The 15,888-nt window shown below is 36.2% G+C and carries 14 protein-coding genes; 2 read left to right on the top strand and 12 right to left on the bottom strand.

What is annotated here, in order from left to right; all coding sequences use genetic code 11:
• Nucleotides 1-64: 64 nt before the first annotated feature.
• The 3 genes from PXC01_RS17160 to rsgA all read right to left on the bottom strand — a co-directional run bounded on the left by PXC01_RS17160 (nucleotide 65) and on the right by rsgA (nucleotide 3,467).
• Nucleotides 65-1,987 (bottom strand): DUF3857 domain-containing protein, encoded by a 1,923-nt coding sequence (locus PXC01_RS17160; protein ID WP_276473511.1) that lies wholly within the window; start codon nucleotides 1,985-1,987, stop codon nucleotides 65-67.
• Nucleotides 1,988-2,064: 77 nt separating this feature from the next.
• The gene (dtd, locus tag PXC01_RS17155; RefSeq protein ID WP_276473510.1) at nucleotides 2,065-2,517 is read right to left on the bottom strand and encodes a D-aminoacyl-tRNA deacylase; all 453 of its coding nucleotides are present in this window, start codon (nucleotides 2,515-2,517) and stop codon (nucleotides 2,065-2,067) included.
• Entirely contained in the window at nucleotides 2,514-3,467 is a 954-nt protein-coding gene (rsgA, locus tag PXC01_RS17150; protein WP_276473509.1) for a ribosome small subunit-dependent GTPase A, read from the bottom strand. Before rsgA ends, dtd begins: the two co-directional genes overlap by 4 nt.
• Nucleotides 3,468-3,574: 107 nt before the next feature.
• Here rsgA and PXC01_RS17145 point away from each other — a divergent pair, with 107 nt between their 5' ends.
• The gene (locus PXC01_RS17145) at nucleotides 3,575-4,387 is read left to right on the top strand and encodes a hypothetical protein (protein WP_276473508.1); all 813 of its coding nucleotides are present in this window, start codon (nucleotides 3,575-3,577) and stop codon (nucleotides 4,385-4,387) included.
• A gap of 174 nt (nucleotides 4,388-4,561) precedes the next feature.
• Nucleotides 4,562-5,002: a hypothetical protein gene (locus PXC01_RS17140; RefSeq protein WP_276473507.1), complete on the top strand. Its 441-nt coding sequence runs from the start codon at nucleotides 4,562-4,564 to the stop codon at nucleotides 5,000-5,002.
• Between the two features lie 63 nt (nucleotides 5,003-5,065).
• Here the strand turns inward: PXC01_RS17140 and PXC01_RS17135 are convergent, their stop codons facing one another.
• The 9 genes from PXC01_RS17135 to PXC01_RS17095 all read right to left on the bottom strand — a co-directional run bounded on the left by PXC01_RS17135 (nucleotide 5,066) and on the right by PXC01_RS17095 (nucleotide 15,879).
• Entirely contained in the window at nucleotides 5,066-7,156 is a 2,091-nt protein-coding gene (locus tag PXC01_RS17135) for a DUF5723 family protein (RefSeq protein WP_276473506.1), read from the bottom strand.
• Between the two features lie 154 nt (nucleotides 7,157-7,310).
• Nucleotides 7,311-8,393 carry a bifunctional 3-deoxy-7-phosphoheptulonate synthase/chorismate mutase type II gene (locus tag PXC01_RS17130; protein WP_276473505.1) on the bottom strand — a complete coding sequence of 361 codons (1,083 nt, stop codon included), beginning with the start codon at nucleotides 8,391-8,393 and terminating at the stop codon, nucleotides 7,311-7,313.
• Between the two features lie 6 nt (nucleotides 8,394-8,399).
• Nucleotides 8,400-9,266, bottom strand: coding sequence for a prephenate dehydrogenase (locus PXC01_RS17125; RefSeq protein ID WP_074669866.1), 867 nt, complete (start codon nucleotides 9,264-9,266; stop codon nucleotides 8,400-8,402).
• A 30-nt stretch (nucleotides 9,267-9,296) separates the two neighbouring features.
• Nucleotides 9,297-10,445, bottom strand: a complete 1,149-nt coding sequence (locus tag PXC01_RS17120; protein WP_276473504.1) for a pyridoxal phosphate-dependent aminotransferase — start codon at nucleotides 10,443-10,445, stop codon at nucleotides 9,297-9,299.
• Complete coding sequence (locus PXC01_RS17115; protein WP_058105328.1) at nucleotides 10,442-11,269, bottom strand: prephenate dehydratase; 828 nt, start codon at nucleotides 11,267-11,269, stop codon at nucleotides 10,442-10,444. The genes PXC01_RS17120 and PXC01_RS17115 overlap by 4 nt, the downstream gene beginning before the upstream one ends.
• Nucleotides 11,270-11,610: 341 nt before the next feature.
• The gene (locus PXC01_RS17110) at nucleotides 11,611-12,720 is read right to left on the bottom strand and encodes a hypothetical protein (RefSeq protein ID WP_276473503.1); all 1,110 of its coding nucleotides are present in this window, start codon (nucleotides 12,718-12,720) and stop codon (nucleotides 11,611-11,613) included.
• Nucleotides 12,721-12,837: 117 nt separating this feature from the next.
• Nucleotides 12,838-13,965 (bottom strand): serine hydrolase domain-containing protein, encoded by a 1,128-nt coding sequence (locus PXC01_RS17105; protein ID WP_276473502.1) that lies wholly within the window; start codon nucleotides 13,963-13,965, stop codon nucleotides 12,838-12,840.
• Complete coding sequence (locus PXC01_RS17100; protein ID WP_276473501.1) at nucleotides 13,962-14,777, bottom strand: head GIN domain-containing protein; 816 nt, start codon at nucleotides 14,775-14,777, stop codon at nucleotides 13,962-13,964. The genes PXC01_RS17105 and PXC01_RS17100 overlap by 4 nt, the downstream gene beginning before the upstream one ends.
• A 4-nt stretch (nucleotides 14,778-14,781) precedes the next feature.
• A complete protein-coding gene (locus PXC01_RS17095) occupies nucleotides 14,782-15,879 on the bottom strand; it encodes an acyloxyacyl hydrolase (RefSeq protein WP_276473500.1) in 1,098 nt (365 codons plus the stop codon).
• Nucleotides 15,880-15,888 lie beyond the last annotated feature (9 nt).

The raw sequence follows: 15,888 nt of genomic DNA, 5'->3' as shown, positions 1-15,888 counted from the left end.
ATTATTTATTGGCACCGCCAAAGGGTATTATACCCCAAGACTTACCTAGAACTTAAAAATTTATTTACTTTAAATGCTTCGTGGGCTGGCCCTGAGGTATTTTACTTAATACAATTTTAGTGTTATCATATTTTTTAATTTTCTTTCGAAAGTCACGATAACCATCATATTTACTTTTATCGTAGAGCCCACTCTTCAACTGAATTTTTCGCTTATAACGCAATTGATTTTCACTAATTTTCTCTAATGACATTTCATAGTTGCCAAACTCTGAAGTAATGATTACCGGAGAAGGTAATTTCCCCAACTTATAATTTATTGGCAGTTTTATATCTATTTCATCATTGTCTGTATAACCTCTATCTATTTCAAAAGATAATTTTCTATCACTATACCGATTCGGAACATATTTATTGGCATTAAAAGCATTGGGTTTAAACAATAAGTCATTGCCCATTTTAGTAACATATGATTGTGCTGACAACGTTATTTTTTCAGTTAATTTAATATTGTTCTTATCATGATCAAAAATTGTCTCGCCTATGCTTAATCCATTGATATTATTCCAATATTCCGTGTAATAATCGTTTTTATCTTTTTCAGACATTGATAGAACTTCAGCGTGTTTATCATACTGAATACCATAGGTCTCAATTTCCAGATTGGCGGTTATACCACCTGTATCCGTAACTACCATTTCACCTACGGTTTTTTGTAAATTATTATCGTTCAAATATTTGTGGGTATGCTTAATTTCACCTCCAGATGGTTTAATTACGAGCACATCCCTATCATCTGTAAAATCACCTAAAAAGCCAAACGGGATTTTTTGACTTGTACATTCTAGCCAAATATCATTTTCTTGGTTAGGTACGTTTAAAATAACATGGTTGCCTTGCATGATCGCAAAATCTTTTTCCATCCCAAGTTTTGATTTACCAGCATGAACTACACTGTAGTAAGACTCTATACCTTGAGATTTTAATAGCGCCTTTGTATAATTGGTCAAGCCTTTACAGTCTCCATATTTAACCCTATCTACCTCTTCTGCAGCTATTGGTTGCCACCCCCCTATACCAAGTTGTACAGATATGTAACGGGTATTATTTTGTACATATTCATATATTTTCTTTATTTTTTCCTCACGATCGGTAATACCTGAAAGTTTTTCTGTTATTAGCCTTACGGTATGCTCCGGCAATTGATCGCGATCGGCAAGCAAGCTTTTAAATTGCCAATTCCCCATAGATTCCCAATCTTTGGCATAACCATCTACCCCCTCTAAATGAAACTCGTTCAAGGCAATCATAAGTTGGGGCTCATAGTAATAAAAAGAAGGACTTAAAGCTTCTTTTTTTTGTGCAGGAATTTGATTCATCTCATAGCTAATAACAGATTTAGATGAGTTATTTATGATATCATAATCCTTAAAGTTTTTCTCTTTCTTTCTCCATTGTAACGACTCGATTATTTTCATGTTGAAAGAGCTTTTCTCAACACTAACCATATAATCATCAATGGGCATCCATCTTGGAAGAAATGCTGTATTAGGTGTAGTATAGGTATAAGTAAAATCTACTGTATACGGATAAGAAGTTGGCGTATACCTAAACACCTTAACCCTTGAATCGCCATATAAAGTTCCTCCATCAACAGCGCTAATATCATAAAAATCCTTTTTTTTGATTTTTTCTATTTCCTCACCTTGGTCATTGTAAACTAGGGCTAAAATATTTGTTATTTTAGTATTGGGACTATAAAATGCATATGGCTTTATTGAATTCTCACCAGCTTTTTTAAGTATAGTAATTACCCTATGGTTGGTTACCTGCATCTTATTTTTTGCGGTAATTTCTACAATGGTTTCATCTAAGCGTACAACTGCATTCGCATTTTCTTTTAATGGTCCGTCTATAGAGGAAACGGAGTAATTGGTCTGAGCATTTACGACCGTGGTAAAGATCAAGCTCAATAGTAAAATTCGCATTATTTTTAGTTTGGCTGAGCAATACTAACGATAAAATATAATTTTTCTTACAAAATATGATGAATAATTATTAAACTCTAAGTTTTATCCTTCGTATCAATCATTATGGTAACAGGGCCATCATTCAACAATTCTACTTTCATATCTGCACCAAAGACACCTGTACCTACTTTTTTAGTAAGTTTAGATTCTAATGTTGTAATAAAGGCTTCGTACAAAGGCACTGCTACCGCTGGGCTTGCCGCTTTTATGTAAGATGGACGATTGCCTTTTTTGGTACTAGCATGTAATGTGAACTGACTGACTACTATTGCATCTCCACCAGTATCTAAAAGCGAGGTGTTCATCACTCCGTTCTCATCGTTAAAAATGCGAAGGTTCGCTATTTTATTCGTTAACCAGTCTATATCAACTTGGGTGTCCTCATTCTCAATTCCTACAAAAATGAGCACTCCCTCATTTATGGAACTAATTCTTTTTTCCTCAACCGTTACACTTGCCTTAGAAACTCTTTGTAGTACTACTCTCATTTTTTATCATCGTGAATGTCTACCCTATAATTCTCGTCTTCTCCTTTTATCATCTGTAAATAACTGTTATATCTGCTCCATGCTATATCACCAGTTTCCAAGGCATCTTTAACCGCACACTTAGGCTCATCTACGTGAATACAATTATTAAATTTACAGTCTTGTTTTAGTTCAAAGAACTCTGGAAAATAGTTTCCTATTTCCTCTTTTTCCATATCCACAATACCAAAACCCTTAATACCGGGCGTATCTATAATTCTAGCATCAAAACTTAAATCGAACATTTCCGCAAAAGTAGTGGTATGTTGCCCTTGTGCGTGTTGTTGAGAAATTTGTTTGGTCTTAATATCCAAATCTGGCTCTATGGCGTTTACCAAGGTAGATTTACCAACTCCAGAATGACCGGAAAACATAGATGTTTTTCCTTTCATTATTTCTTTGACCTTATCCACGTTCTTGCCCGTTGCCGCAGAAATACCTATACAAGTGTACCCTATATTTCTGTAAAGAGCCGCTAAAAATTTAATCTCGTCCAACTCTTCCGGTACGTATGTATCTATCTTGTTAAAAAGTAAAACAACCGGAATTTCATATGCTTCTGCAGTGATCAGAAATCGATCTATAAAAACAGGGTATGTGGGCGGATTGTTCAAGGTTACCAATAAAAAGACCTGATCTAAATTGGCAGCTATGATATGGGTCTGCTTTGAAAGGTTTACAGATTTACGAATTATGTAATTTTTACGATCCTCTATTTCATTGATAATACCTATGGTATCGTCACCAATGGTCTCAACCTCAAAGCGCACGCTATCACCAACTGCCACAGGGTTGGTGCTTTTAATACCTTTTATTCTAAACTTTCCTTTTATTCTACATTCATAGAAATCACCATTTACTGCCTTAACAGTGTACCAACTTCCCGTAGATTTATAAACAATTCCTACCATTTATCCTAAAATCCGTCCTTTTATACAAAGTAACTGCTTTAAATATAAAAATTAACATAAATTTGAAAATAGAACTAGATCGCTGAATAATAACCAAATACAAGAAAATGAAATTTATTAAAAAATCATTACTGATGTTCACGTTATCAGTATTCACTTTTGGGGCTGCCCAAGAAACTATTACAAACGAATCTGTCATTCAAATGGTGGAACTTGGTTTTGACGATTACATGATTATCGATAAAATAAATACTTCCGATGTAAAATTTGACGCATCTATAACCGCTCTAGGGCAAATGAAAAACGCAGGTGTATCTTCTGAGGTTCTTTCTTTGATTATGGACAAATCAAAACAAAACACAATGTCCAAGACCGGTATTTACTATACCGATGTCAATGGTGAAGACAAATTGGTTCAACCAAGCGTATTTTCTGGGGCAAACTCTAACCAAGTGGCACAAAAATTAGTTTCCGGTTTAATCAACGCCAAGAAAAAAGCACAATTACCAAAAACAAAATCGAACAACGTTATACGCCAAAGTCAGCCTGAATTTACTTTCATTTTTGACCCAAGTGTTACCCAAGTAGATAATATGCAAAACAACCAAGGTGGCGATACAGGAATCTTCAACTGGTGGTTTAGAATGGCAAGTAACCCTAACGAGTTTGTTTTGGTAAAACTTACCGTTAAAGAGAAAAAGAACCTTAGAGAGGTTATTACCGGAAAAAGTAGCTGGATTACCAGTAGCAGCGGTATTGATCCAAAATACGCACTAAATTTTGCTATAGAGGAAATTGAAGGTAACAAGTTCAAAGTTACTCCAGATACGTTAGAACCAGGGGAATATTGCTTTATTTACCAAGGTCAGGTTCCACAAGGTAGAGAGAACCAATCGGTATTTGATTTCTCTATTCAATAGAACAAAACTTTATTTATCATAAGACCCGATGCTTATAGTATCGGGTCTTTTTTTTTAAGCTACTGTAATGGTAAAGCATCAATTTACAATGATATAAAGTTGTATTCTTTGCATTCTTCATTATACCTTATACTTTCACCGTACAATCTTTAAATAAACGTAAAAACCATCATCATGAAAAAAATCATCTTACTTGTCCTATTTGCCCTAACTGCAATTACCACATCTACGGCACAGGAATACAAAGTTGTTACCAGTGTAGAATCTATAGTACCTAGTGGATTAGGACGATCACGAATTATAGATGCCAATGCAGATCGAGATTTTAAGGAGTTCACCTCTGAACAGACCGAGGAAGATAACACCCGAAATAAATCTAAACGCAGTGATATTCGCGTAAAGGATTTTGAAGAGACCAAACTGCTTAATTTCTATAATGTGGCCGGTATTCGCTTTCAGAACATTGCGGCAAACGATGCACTTATTTCATCTAAACTAAGTGATATGGCACAAAATGGATGGGAACTTGTTTTTGTAACCAGTGGTGTAGAAGCTGATGCCGGTAACACAGATGGGCAAGGCATTTTCATTACCCGATATATCTTTAAAAGATAGCACTAATACACATAAAAAAAGCCCGGTTTTACCGGGCTTTTATAGTACCTAATCTTTGTATAGCTACTGTGCCAAGTTAATCTCAACACGTCTGTTTTTCTGTCTACCGTCTTTATACATATTGGTAGCAATTGGCTTACTTTCCCCATAACCAATAGCGGTCAATCTTGCTGGTGAAATACCGCCATCTATTAAAAATTGTAGAACAGCTTGAGCTCTTTTCTCCGATAATTTTTGATTGGTAGTTTCTGAACCTATACTATCCGTATGCCCTTCAATAGTGAAATTTGCATTGGGATATTCGTTTAAAATACCGATGATATCAACCAATACCGGTGTTGACTCATCCTTTAATGTTGATTTTCCTGTGTTGAACAAAATAGTTTTTGCATACTCGTTCAACGACTTTTGAACCTCAGCCGTAACAACCGGTTCTGGACAACCGTTATTTGCTACAGTACCCATTTCATCAGGACAATTATCATCTTTATCAAGAACTGAATCTCCGTCACTATCTGGCCAAGGACACCCATTATTCTCTACAGGTCCTGCTTCATCTGGACATTGATCCTCGTTATCCAATATAGTATCGCCATCACTATCAACCCATGGGCATCCATTGTTTTCTGCAGGTCCTACTTCATCTGGACATTGATCCTCATTATCCAATACCGAATCGCCATCGGTATCTCCCCAAGGACAACCGTTATTTTCTATTGGGCCTGCCTTTTTTGGGCAACCGTCTTCTTTATTTGGAATACCATCTCCATCTGAATCTTTTGGCTGACCATAGTATACCGGAATTTTCAACCCTGCATATACATCTGCTCCTTGTATTTCATTTTTTGTAAATGTAGAGATCAATGATCCAGACCCAAGATAAAGAGGACCGGCACGTAAGCCTGCACCTACTTGTAAACCACTATACTGATAGCTACTTACAGGCAAATAGAAACTAAACCACTTACTCTCAAAACGTGGGGTCAATGAGAATACATTTGCAGTTCGCAAATTATTCTCACCTGCAGAACGCATAGAAATATCAGTGTTGAAATTCAAATAAAAATGATTTTTAATATTCCAATCTGCATTAAAATGTAATGCCGTTGGCAACCCTGCCTTTAAATCTTCCGTAGCTTGAGTGAACGTATATAAATTTTGAAGATCATCTGAATCCTCTATATTATCATAATCGTCTTGTGTAATGGTATTATTGATATTATAGGTATCTACCAAACTACCTTTATAGTTTACAGCACCAATATCAGTAAGTGATAAACCAAATTTTAGTTTATACTTATTTTTATCTTTCATGACGGTTTTTTCTCCATCAGCACCCGTAACCACATAATCTTCATAATCCGGTCTCCATTCATAAACGAGTCCCAGGTCAAACCCGAATCCGTTTGCATCTGGCACTTCATAATCGTAGTCTTCTACATCATACTGATCGGCACGCCCATAAATTAAATCTCCTGTAGATGCTAAAGTTCCAATAGTAGAATTATCCGGTAATGTAGCGCCATCCGCATCATAATCAATAGTTACATTTATACCGGCCACATAGGCATTACCAAATCCTTTCAAATATTTAAATGACAGACCACCTTTTAAGAAATGCTCTTCTTTATTCATTAATTCTTGTGCATACGTGATCCCCACTTCTGCCCAACCATGACCGGCGGCAAAGAAATCACCTTCGTTTACCAAAAAGTCTTGACTTTCATCAATACTATCATCAAGGTCATCAATACTTTCTCCATTAAATTCATTTCCAGTTACAAAACTTCTTGCTCTTGTAAATATGGCAATAGAAGATTTTCTACCAACATTAAACATAAACGAAGGACCTAACACATCTACATTACCAGAAAAATTATTGTTATCCGAAAGGGTCAATAAGGCATCTGTATCATAATCAAAATCACTGGAAACAAAATCAGAATACCCTACACCTATATAGTCATTAGCCAAAAAACCACTGGCTCCTATTAAATTGATATCTGTTTTAAAACGTGAATCTGCAATATTTGCAGGGTTAGAGATTACGCTATTTACACCGCTGTAATTATCTGTTAAAAAGCCTATATAAGATTGGGCCTTAACAGCAAATGATGCCATTAACATGAACGTAAACAATACTACTTTCTTCATACTTTTTAATTGGTTAAAATGGTTCTTTAGACCCCTAACGACTGTAAATTAGGGATATTGTTAAAATGTATTATTTTTCTTACTTAATAAAATTAAGGCATAAAAAAACATCCGCATATTACGGATGTTTTGTTTTTATAATGTTAAGCTATCCTTAACCGTTCACTATCTTTTCCTGGTGGTTTATAGACTCTTGATGAATAGCCTTGAACATACGAAGAACAAATTCCTCACTAAGTCCTTTACTTTCCCCTTCAAGTATCATTGCACCTAAAATTTGGTTCCATCTATTAGATTGTAATACAGCAACGTTTTTTTGCTTTTTAAGCTCACCAATACCGTCCGAAACTTTCATTCTCTTACCCAATGTTTCTATCAATTGACTGTCAATAACATCTATCTGAGCTCTTAAGTTACTCAACTGGGCATTGTATTCCGCCTCTGGATCACTCTCTTTTCTAATTTTTAGGTCTCTCATAATCTGAACCAATTTCTCTGGAGTTACCTGTTGTGCGGCATCACTCCATGCATTATCTGGATCATGGTGCGTTTCGATCATTAATCCGTCGAAATTTAAATCTAAAGCAGTCTGAGAAACATCAAAGATCATATCTCTTTTACCTGTGATATGAGATGGATCGTTGATCAAAGGTAAATCTGGAAATCTGTTCTGAAATTCGATCGCCATTTGCCATTCCGGTATATTTCTATACTTGGTTTTCTCATATGTAGAGAATCCTCTATGAATTGCACCCAACTTTTTAATACCTGCCGTATGTAACCTTTCAATACCGCCTAACCATAAAGCTAAATCTGGATTTACCGGGTTCTTTACCAATACAACCTTGTCGGTACCCTTAAGTGCATCTGCCAATTCTTGCATAATGAACGGACTAACGGTTGATCTTGCCCCTATCCATAATAAGTCTATATCATGCTCTAAAGCTAATTCTACATGAGCACGGTTGGCCACCTCGGTAGCCGTTTTCATACCTGTTTCAGCTTTTACCTTTTGAAGCCACTTAAGCCCCAAAGCTCCTACACCTTCAAAATTTCCTGGGCGAGTACGTGGCTTCCATATACCTGCTCTGTAATAGTTTACATCGGTATCTTTTAGGGAGTGTGCTATACCTAACACCTGCTCCTCGGTTTCCGCACTACATGGCCCTGCTATTACTAGTGGATGGTCAAGGTTTAAATCATCCAACCATGTTCTCATTTGTTTTGAATTTTCCATTTTTACTTATTCTATTTCTTGTTTAACGGTATTTCTTTTTAATATTCCTTTAATCTTATTCGTATTATTCATTTCATTATAAATGCCCTCATAATCATCTTTCAACAACAGTTCCTTAAATGCGGTTAGATTTTGAATGTACTCCTCCAAAGTTTCTACCACATTCTCCTTATTCTGTTTAAAAATAGGTGTCCACATGGCAGGAGAACTCTTTGCCAAACGCACCGTGCTTTCAAACCCACTACCGGCCATGTCAAAAATATCACGCTCGTTCTTCTCTTTCTCGATCACTGTTTTACCCAACATGAACGAACTTATGTGCGATAAATGGGATACGTATGCAATATGCTTATCATGAGCAACGGGGTTCATATAACGTATTCTCATGCCAATAGCTTGAAAAACTTTTAACGCTCTTTCTTGGAGCTTAAATGCCGTTAACTCTACCTCACAAATAATATTTGTTTTGTCTTTGAATAAATTGTTGATCGCTGCGGACGGACCCGAAAACTCCGTTCCTGCAATAGGATGACATGCCAAAAAGTTTCTTCTCTTAGGATGATTTTCCAACACCTTGCAAATCATGGATTTGGTAGACCCAACATCAAAAACAACACAATCTTCATGAACGGCATTCAAAATAACAGGAAGCTCGGTAACCATAACATCTACCGGTATACTTACAATGACCATATCTGCCAATTGTAAATCTTGATAGGTAGCTTTTTTATCTATAATACCCAAAGACAATGCTTCAGCCAAGTTTGCCTCATTAGATTCTATGCCATAAACGGTAACATTGTCGAATGCCGACTTTATGTCTTTCGCCAAAGAACCTCCTATTAAACCGATACCTATTACAAATACATTCATTTTAAAGCTACGCTTTAGTCTTAAGACCTATTATTCAAATCTTTTTATTGCCTCTTCTATTTTATGCTCCGTTATACATAGTGAAAAACGAATATAGCCTTCACCATTACTCCCAAAAATGGTTCCTGGCGTAATAAACAGATCTTTATTATATAAAATATCATCTATGAACTCTTCTGATGATACACTGCCTTCCGGCAATTTGGCCCAAACGAACATGCCTACTGCGTTACGATCATATGAACATCCAAGCTTGTCTACCAACTTATAGATCAATTCTCTTCGCTTACCATAAATTTCATTTAGTTCCTTAAACCAGTCATCACTGCTATTCAAAGCGGCAATTGCCCCTTTTTGTATTCCGTAGAACATACCGGAGTCCATATTGCTCTTCACCTTTAAAATAGCATTGATATGCTCATCGCTACCCAAAACAAAACCTACACGCCAGCCGGCCATGTTGAACGTTTTACTCAAAGAATTCAATTCTAAACACACCTTTTTTGCATTGGGCAAGCTTAAAATACTGGCAGGTTCGTCATTCAGGACAAAACTATATGGATTATCGTTCACCAATAAAATATCATGATCTTGGGCAAATGCCACCATCTTTATAAACTGCTCTTTGGTTGCCGTAGCACCTGTTGGCATATGAGGATAGCTTAACCACATCACCTTTACCCTTGATAAATCTTGCTTTGCCAATGCCTCCAAATCTGGAAACCAACCATTATCAGCGGTTAAATCATAGTATTTTGGCACGGCCCCTATCAAATTGGTTACAGAGGTGTATGTTGGGTACCCAGGATTTGGTATTAATACCTCATCACCCTCGTTCAAAAAAGCAAGGCTTATATGCATAATACCTTCCTTAGATCCCATTAATGGCAAAATTTCGGTATTTGCGTCTGCGGCAACACTAAATTTATTCTTATAAAAATTGGCTATGGCATCTCTTAACTGAGGCAAGCCTTGGTAACTTTGGTATTGGTGCGCACCGGTCTCTAACACTGCTGCTTGTATGGCTTTTAAAACCTCTTGGGACGGAGCCAGATCAGGACTACCAATACCCATATTAATGATAGGTTTACCTTGTGCCATTAAACCACGAACTTCTCTCAATTTTTTTGAGAAGTAGTATTCCTGTATGGTATCTAACCTTTTGGCAGTACGTATCATTGTCTTACATTTTTATATTCACCCAAAATCTTAAAGTCTTCCGCCATGATGTTCAATAGACTTTTAGCCTTCGTAAAATCTGCATAATCATTAAAAGTTACATCAACAAAAAAAGCATATTTCCAAGGTGTTTCTATCACCGGTAACGACTGTATTTTGGTTAAATTCAATCTACAATCGCTCATAACATTAAGCACTGCCGCCAAACTACCTCTTTTATGGTCTGTTAAAAACCGTAAAGATGCCTTACTGATCTCTGCCTCTGGCAGTGCATCATTTTTTGTTTTTACAATGATAAAACGCGTAGCATTATTTTGAATGGTTTGTATGTCGTTCGCTACGATGTCCAACCCATATAATTCTGCCGCAACGTTAGGAGCAATAGCCGCTACATGCTTAAGTTTTTCTTTTTGAATTCGTTTTGCGGTCTCTGCAGTATCTACGTCTTCCACCAATTTTATATGCGGATATTGTCTAAAATATTCCTTACACTGCAATAGTGCCATTGGGTGTGAACTTACTTCTGTTATATCCTCAATCTTCTGGCCTTTTAATACCATTAAATTGTGATGGATGTTTAAATAATACTCCCCAATGATGTGTAGGTCATTATGGTTTACCAAAGCATAATTAGGAATGATCGATCCTGCAATGGAATTTTCAATGGCCATAACACCCTGATCCGCTTCTTTGGTCAACAACTTATCTACCAGAGCATCAAAAGAAAGGCATTCTACCAACTCAATATCATCTCCATAACAATCTTTTGCCACTTGATGGTGGTTACTGCCCTTTATTCCCTGTATGGCTATTTTTAGACTCACTTTTGCTCCGTTTTATTCAAAAAAAAAGTTCCGATGTACATCGGAACTTAGATTCTATTTTATATTTAAAATATACTACAACAGTCCCGTACCTCTCTTAAAAAAGAAGTAAAAATAAAAACCGTTCCAGAAATATTGTTTTGTCATCACTTTTGTAATCTGTGGCTAATGTAGTAATTATATTTAAAAATGGTCGTTTTCCGTTTTATTATTTTAAAAAATTCAATTTCTATCTCAAAATACGAAGGTTTTGTGTTAAAAATTAAATTAAACATGAATTACCAATAGAAATAAAAAAGACCTCTAGAAAGAGGTCTTTTAAACAAACTAATTATTTGTCCTTACTTTTTACTGAAAAAATATTCGTAAAGTTCTGTTTCTCCATTAAAAGTATCCGATTCTGAAATTATTAATTCATTAGCTGAAAGTCTTATTTCTCCTTCTAACAATAAGTAACCATCTGGTTCTACGTCCGTATAAGTTTCACCGTCTCCAGTTTCAGTATATTCAAATTCTACCAAGGTCAAAATATTCTCCTCTTCGTTAAAAGCCCAGTTGCCTGAAGATGTATAGGCCTCACCACCATCTTCTTCATATATAACCTCGCAAGACTCATTAGATGCAGCGTAATCATAGCTTTTATAATTGGATTCTTGACTAAAGAAATAGGTCCCGTTTTCATTAAATGTAATCAGTAGATTATTAAGTGTATAACATTCATCCAGTTCTACCTCTCGTTGAGTTCCATTATCGCAATTTAGCGTAGAGTCATAACTTTCACATGTTTCTTCACCAACTGCAATAGTTTCTCCATTATCTATTTGTTTTGTAAAATCCCAGTCGCCCACAAGATTTACATTACCTCCCCAAGACTCAACTGTTACACATACTTCTACTGGTTGACTAATGTTACCTTGGCTATCATACACACAAATTGCATAACAGAATGTTCCGGCAGGAACAGTATTAGAAAAATTTACATCTATTACAGTATCTTCATCTTTTTGGGTAGACGCTCCTTTTTTAGTGAAAATATCTTTTCTTTCTTTTGATAAGAATTTGCCTCCATAATATGCTTCTGTAGCACTTGAAGGTACATCTATATAACTATCTGCCATTCCATTTTCATCGAACAACTGAATATAGGCTCCGGCAAAATCTGTTGGTGCATCAAAAATTATTTCAAATCCATAGTCTTGAAATGCAGTTTGAGAAGTATAATCCAAACTAAAATCTACACCTCCTGTTGGCGTTACTCCGCCATCATTCAATGTAGCCCCTTCTATTGCAATTCCAGAAGAGGTTGCATTTATATCTAATAAAACTTCTTCTTTTACATTAACTCCATCTGGATCTATATCATCGGAGAAACTGCCATTACTATCATCTTTTGAACAAGAAAAAATGATGATACTTAAAAAGAACAAGATAAATAAATTAGGTTTTTTCATAATTACGATTGGTTGTTTGTTAATATTTACGATACAAATATTAAGTACTAACTGAAAAAAGTTGTCAAAATTGTAAGAGTATACTATTAAATAACATTGGTAACTTTTTATTAAAACTTACGTTACGTTCAATATACTATCTATCACAACATCAAGATCTTCTTGTACTTTAGGGTCTGTACTATTGATCAGAATTGAAAATACCAATTGCTCTTTTGGATACACGAAAAAATTGGAATACCCTCCTACCCCACTACCCACATGTCCAAAAAACTTACGCCCTTTGGCATCTTCACTTACTTGCCAACCTAAACCGTAGTATGTAGAATTACCGTTTACTAGCTGAGCAGTTAAAAATTGATTCAAAACGGCTTCTTTTATTCCTACTTTTTGATCTAAAAATGCCTGACCGAATTTTGCAATATCTTCTGAAGTTGATAAATAACCTCCACCAGCAAGCTTGTAAAAGATGTCTACGGAAGTCGCTTTTCTAAACCCGGACATACTTTTGGTATAAAATGAAGTTACATTGTTCTGTGCTTCGGATGTTTCAATAGCATTCACATCTATATCAGATTGCTTAAGGTTATCATCAGGATGCCTTCTTGGTATGTATGTGTTTTTCATTCCCAAGAGACCCAATACTTTCTCCTGCACATATGCTTCAAACGGAATACCACTTGCTTCTTGCATGGCCGCCGAAATCATTACCCAATCAAAACTATTATACAAATATTCGGTACCTGGTTCAAATACCAACGGATCGTTTTTAAAGATTGATAAACTATCCTTTATGCCAAAAGGTTCGTTCAAGGCGAATTCCTTGCCTTTATACACACGTATACCTGCAGTGTGGCTAGCCAATTGACGAATAGTGAAATCCCACTTTTTCTTGGGGTAATCTGGCAGATAGGCATAGAAAGATTTGTCTAATGAGATCAATCCTTCTTGCACCATATGTGCCAATGCGGTAGCCGCTATAGGCTTGGATACACTTGCAATTCTAAAAATTGAGGATTTTGGGTCTACATATTTTTTGGTATCTAAATCCGCATACCCATACCCTTTTTGGAAAATGGTTTTTCCTTCTTTTAAAACCGTAATTGCCAATCCTGGAAATTTATCATCGGCATACATATCTTGTAAAACAGCATCTGCTTTTACCAATCCGGTCAAAGTCGGGTCATCTCCCAACACTCGTTTAGTAGCGAATACATTTTTCAGATATTTTAAAATGGGATTCATTCCACAAAAATCAATCTTCCGTTATACAATTCTTCCACTTCAACGGTTTCCGGGCGGTTATAGCTTTGTACATCGCCAGTACCCCTTAATACTCCGGTAAGACTTTCTTGCGGATTCACTAAAATATCATTTGAACCTCTATGGTTTATAGTAACCCGATCAGCGATCAATGCTTCAGCCTCAATTCTAGAATCACCTGCAGCTATGGTAATACTCATACTTTCCGCTGTTCCTTTCAACTTAAAATAGGCAATGCCGTTAACCGTTAAACTTAACGAAGCCACTTCTAAATCTAAATCAAATTCCCCATCTGTTGTTTCTGCTTCCGGATTCGTAAAACTTTCAGACAACAATCTTAAGCTATCAAAAGCCAAAACCCCGTCACTCTTAATAGGAAAACCTGTACTGCTACGTATACTGGTCAAATTAGGGGTAGTTACGTAGATCGTAGTGGTAGCATAATCTCTTACATAATTACAATCGTTCGTATCGGTCAGTAATAATTGACCATCTTCCACAACAGCAGAAACCTCATTTCTAAGATTTTCACCGGTTTCTATTTCTACTTTTTGAGTGTCGCCTTGTTTTATAACCAAAGTCACATTTTCAAATACGGTAATACTCGTAAATTCAGCTACTGTAACTTCCTCTCGTATCATATCACCTGTACTCTGAAAACAATCCGAAGCGTTTTCTGAATCGCAAGAATTAGCTATGACCAGTAAAACAAACATAGTAGTGAAGGTCAAAAATGTTTGGCACATCCCTTTTGTCCAAATGTCTATTTTATGTTTTCTATTTTCTAACATCATATTTCTACAATCGTATTCCTATCCCAAATTCTACCGCTTCCGCTTTTGCGCCGTGAGACTTTAAGGTTACCGCCCCAAAAACTCTATCTCCAAAATAGCGCTTTAATCCCACACGCAAATAGGTGCGACCTTCAAAATCGAACGGATAATACACGTAGTAGCCAAATTGTGAAATGACGGACATTTCATTAATGAACAGTTCATGACCCGCAAATACACCTACCCTTTTATAATCATCATCCGCATCCACATTATTCTCTGGGAAAGCAATACTTTGATACCTGATCAACTCTTTCAAAAAATTAGAAAAGTATATATCTGTTCCCACTTGAAGAGCACTTTTTCTTCCAACCCTTTTATCGGCATAGGCAGAAAGCACTACAAAGCCATATTGACCGGAATCAATAACATCACTCTCGTTTAAACCAGCTCTCAACGCAAAATTGTAACGTAATGGCTCAGTCAATTTTTCCTTTTCCCTGTGTACATAATCAATTTCAGCGCCACCATCTAGATCATATACAAAACCGGCATTAAATGCCAAGGTATTAGTAGACGTATTCGGTGCCCTAAAATTGGCGTTGGAATAGTGAATTACGGACACACCAGCCTTAAATCCCAATCCTTTTATAATATTCTCTTTATGATAGTTCAGCATTAAGTAGGTTGAACTTAAAAAATCCGAGCCGTAGGCATTATTTCTAAAATTAGTCTCTTTATCGTACGGATTAGTAGCGTATGCAATACCTTGCCCTACGCGTAATTGCATGTTCCGCCTAAAAAAGTAAAAATTGTAGTGCGCATACAAACCATAATTATCGCCCAACGTGCTGTTGTTCGTATTCTGATAAATAAAGGAGTAACCCAGATCCGGATAATTATACAACTCTTCCCATTCTTCTTCCCCATACGTTCTGCGGTTATAACTTAAAATAACCCCTGCCGGGTGCGATGTGATCAAATGCGAAATATCTGGATTGTGCAGTATGATGGAACCATAGAATTGGTTGGCATCAAACGTGTACTTCTTTTTTTCGGTAACTTCTTGCGCAAAGCAAAAACTTACCGATAGCATTACAATGGTTAGAAACTTAAAATTCATTGTAGGCAA

This window comes from Maribacter huludaoensis (assembly GCF_029350945.1).
Taxonomy (GTDB): domain Bacteria; phylum Bacteroidota; class Bacteroidia; order Flavobacteriales; family Flavobacteriaceae; genus Maribacter; species Maribacter huludaoensis.
The sequence above is the reverse complement of the archived record's forward strand: the minus strand, read 5'-3'. Positions and strand labels throughout refer to the sequence as shown.